The following is a 3,236-nucleotide window of genomic DNA, read 5'->3' as shown; positions in this document are numbered from 1 at the left end:
TTAATGAACAACAGCTAAAGGATTTTGTTCTGTCTGAAATTCAAAGGCAAATAAGGGTGTTCGTATTTGAGGAGATTAAGAATGGTAAGCCCGATAATAACAGGTTTCAAGTTGAAGTAGAACGCTTAGAAAAGCAGTTGAAACAGCTTGATTGTAAAAAGACCTTGCTTTTTGAGAATTTGGCAGATGGCAAGTTATCAAAAGAAGATTTTAAGGAAAAAACAGCAGAGCTATGTGAAAAGAAGGTTGCACTGGACGAAGAGAAAATGGAGCTATTACAAAAGCTGAATTCAACTTATGCAGGCGAGGATGACGCACCAAAAGATTTGGGCAAGTATGCAGGAGTGCAGGAACTTACCCAACAACTTGTTGCAGAGTTAATTCAAAGAATAAAGGTTTTTCCAGATAATAGTCTTGAAATTGTTTGGAACTTTAAAGATTGCATTAAAGATTAATTTATTTTTTTATGTATGTCTTGACACAAGCTAACGAAAAATACCGTGGAATTTACATCTTCAATTTGAAGAAGGAAATAGATATGGATGGGGTAAGGCGCCCTTCGTTGAATCCAGAGGAGGAAGTAATTCGTATTGAGGGCGGTATGCCAAGAATCATTGATGACGTAACCTTTGCAAAGGTACAAGTTCTTCTTTCCCAAAACCTAGATCGTGGAGGAAGCTTCAAAGCCAAAGAGGTATACATATTGTCAGGCTTAATCTATTGTGGCGATTGCGGTATATCAATGCACGGCAACACGAGGTATTGTGGTAGAAATAAATTAAAATATGTTACTTATCGTTGCTCTGGACGTTCCCAAAAGCGAGATTGTAAGAGAAGGGAGCTTAATAAGACTTATATCGAAAATTTTGTATTGGACGTGCTGTATAACAACCTTTTTAATCAAAACTCTATACAAAAGCTAACAGAAATGCTAAATAAGTACAGAAAGGAAAATAACGAGGAAAATGCAAAAGCCCTAGACACTGCAACACAGCGGCTGAAAGCGGTCAGTTGTGAAATCGATAAAACCCTTGAGGTTGTGTGCCAAACAGGCATTTCTATAGAGACGGTTGGGGGGAAGTTGCGAAGCTTGGAGGAACAAAAAGAGCATTTGGAAAACCTTTTGCATGATTTGACCATCAATAACAACCTGCAAATTAGTGAACAGATTGTTGCTCAACTGGTGGAAAAATCAAGGGAATTTGTGAAAACAAAAAATCTTCCTGAATGCAAAACATTTATCAAAAGCTATGTGGAGCGTGTAACTGTATTTGAAGATAAGGTGCGTGTGGTATTTAAAGTCAATGTACCCAATAAGGATAATACTGGTTTTGAGCCCCTCGTTGTTGAAGAAAGTATTAAAAAAATTTACGAAAACTATAAAGATGCAGTTTAATCGCTAAATCAGAATGCCGTCTATGAATTCATGTTCATAGACGGTACTTTTTTGTCCAAAAGGAGGCTGTAAAATGAAGATACAACGATACATGACAAAGGGAATACAAGAAAACCTTCCTATACAATTGCAATTTGCTCTGTGGGAACTGCAAATGAATCTACGAGCTACAGAGAAGGACATAGATTACCTTCAAGTCTATCACCTATCAACCATTGTGAAGAATTCCAAAACTTTTCAAATGATACATCATGAAGCAGAAAAGCCTAAGTATAGTGCTGTGTACTGCCTAGAATCTGAAATCTGTATAAAAGATAAAATTTACATCATTACAGACCACCATGAGGATTCTTTGGTAGAGACGATGCTATTTGCTTCCGAGTATTAGAGAAAAAAGGTAATCTGGCTTAGGCAAATATGCCACGGCTGGCTAAGAAATGCTTTAAAAAAGCAAGCAGAACTAAAAAAAGACAACAACCTAATACATAACTTCCTGTTTTTCCTATGCCGAATTTTTGAAGAAGTCCTACGATCCCTTGTCCAAATCCTCCAATGACATGGTTGATTAATAAAACCGCTCCTATGATTGCAATAATCCCAATAACTCCTAACATGATTTTCCTCCTTCTAAATTTCATAAGCAACTAAGTAAAGAATAAGGAAGTGAATTTTGTCGAAACAGCACTTCTAGTAAAGATTATCACTTTAATCACAAATAGTGAATAGGCAGAGAGTGGCGAATAATCGTTACTCCCAGTCTATTACATTTTTGCAAATTTTGTCTTAAAATCTGTATTTGTATGGAGGTGTAAAAAAATGAATTATAAGCAAATAGGCAACAAAATTAGGGAATTCAGAATGGAGAAGAACCTAACCCAAGAAGAATTTGCAGAGCAGATAGGAATAAGTGTGTCCTATGTGGGTCAGATTGAACGAGGGCAAAGAAAGGCTTCCATCAAAACATTAGAAAGTATAGGAAGTAGGCTGGAAGTACCGTTGCCTGTCCTCATCTGTGAGCTAAAGGAAGCGGAGCACATAAGCTGTATTTGGAATGAAAAGGCAGAGAAGTTGTCTGTTGAGGATAAAAAAACGATGTTAATAGTATTTGAAATGATTTTGGACATGCTCAATGCCAACCGAAAGGAAGAACGGTTTTAATAAAGTTTGAAATAGATATTATATTTTTGAAATTCTTATGAATTATCAAATAAAGAAAGGGGGATTTTTATGACCACAGTAGTTTTAATACTATCAATCATAGTGGGCATTGTACTATGGGTAATTTACCACCAATTATTTAAAGTAGCATATTTTGGTTCTACTGCAATGATAGCAGAATTTTTCATTTGCATAGTAATTGGGTTCTACATAGTGTCACATGTGATTGGATTTTTTGTTGATTTGTTCCGATGAAGGACTGAAAAGAGCAAAGCTCCTATTTCTAGGCTATGTTGAACCAAAGGAAAAAGCTTCCCTAGTGGTGGATGTCGAATTGAACCCCTGTCCAAAAAGAGGGGAGTTTGCAAGGAAATTTGCACTGGAAGCAAGCTGAACCGCAACGCATTTCCTCAAAAGCGACTCTCTAACCATAAAAAGCACATAAACAGATTCAATTCACCTGATAACCCCATTTTCAGGCACGAAAAAACCCTCGAATCAGCCTGAAAAAAGCTTGATTCGAGGGTTCTTTCAATGGAGATGAGGGGAATCGAACCCCAAAATCGGTCGTTACAAATGGCGGAAAATCAACGTTTCTTAACCTCGTGACATATTTTGTGACATGGGTTTTTAGCGATAACTTTTGTCCCCTCCAAATGCATTATTTAGATACTCATTTATA

The 3,236-nt window shown here is 36.7% G+C and carries 5 protein-coding genes; 4 read left to right on the top strand and 1 reads right to left on the bottom strand.

Annotated elements, in window-relative coordinates; translation table 11 throughout:
- From RTK36_RS14865 to RTK36_RS14855, 3 genes are all read left to right on the top strand, one after another.
- The coding region (locus tag RTK36_RS14865) for a hypothetical protein (protein WP_312048021.1) at positions 1 to 455 on the top strand (455 nt) is incomplete at its 5' end.
- A gap of 11 nt (positions 456 to 466) precedes the next feature.
- A complete protein-coding gene (locus RTK36_RS14860) occupies positions 467 to 1,396 on the top strand; it encodes a recombinase zinc beta ribbon domain-containing protein (RefSeq protein WP_312048020.1) in 930 nt (309 codons plus the stop codon).
- 73 nt (positions 1,397 to 1,469) lie between these two features.
- Positions 1,470 to 1,784 carry a DUF960 family protein gene (locus RTK36_RS14855; protein ID WP_312048019.1) on the top strand — a complete coding sequence of 105 codons (315 nt, stop codon included), beginning with the start codon at positions 1,470 to 1,472 and terminating at the stop codon, positions 1,782 to 1,784.
- 19 nt (positions 1,785 to 1,803) lie between these two features.
- Here RTK36_RS14855 and RTK36_RS14850 read toward each other — a convergent pair whose 3' ends face one another.
- The gene (locus RTK36_RS14850) at positions 1,804 to 2,010 is read right to left on the bottom strand and encodes a hypothetical protein (RefSeq protein WP_312048018.1); all 207 of its coding nucleotides are present in this window, start codon (positions 2,008 to 2,010) and stop codon (positions 1,804 to 1,806) included.
- A 202-nt stretch (positions 2,011 to 2,212) separates the two neighbouring features.
- Here RTK36_RS14850 and RTK36_RS14845 point away from each other — a divergent pair, with 202 nt between their 5' ends.
- A complete protein-coding gene (locus RTK36_RS14845; RefSeq protein ID WP_312048017.1) occupies positions 2,213 to 2,554 on the top strand; it encodes a helix-turn-helix domain-containing protein in 342 nt (113 codons plus the stop codon).
- Positions 2,555 to 3,236 lie beyond the last annotated feature (682 nt).

Source organism: Anaerotignum sp., from assembly GCF_031981185.1.
In the GTDB taxonomy this organism is placed as follows: Bacteria; Bacillota; Clostridia; order Lachnospirales; family Anaerotignaceae; genus Chakrabartyella.
The sequence above is the reverse complement of the archived record's forward strand: the minus strand, read 5'-3'. Positions and strand labels throughout refer to the sequence as shown.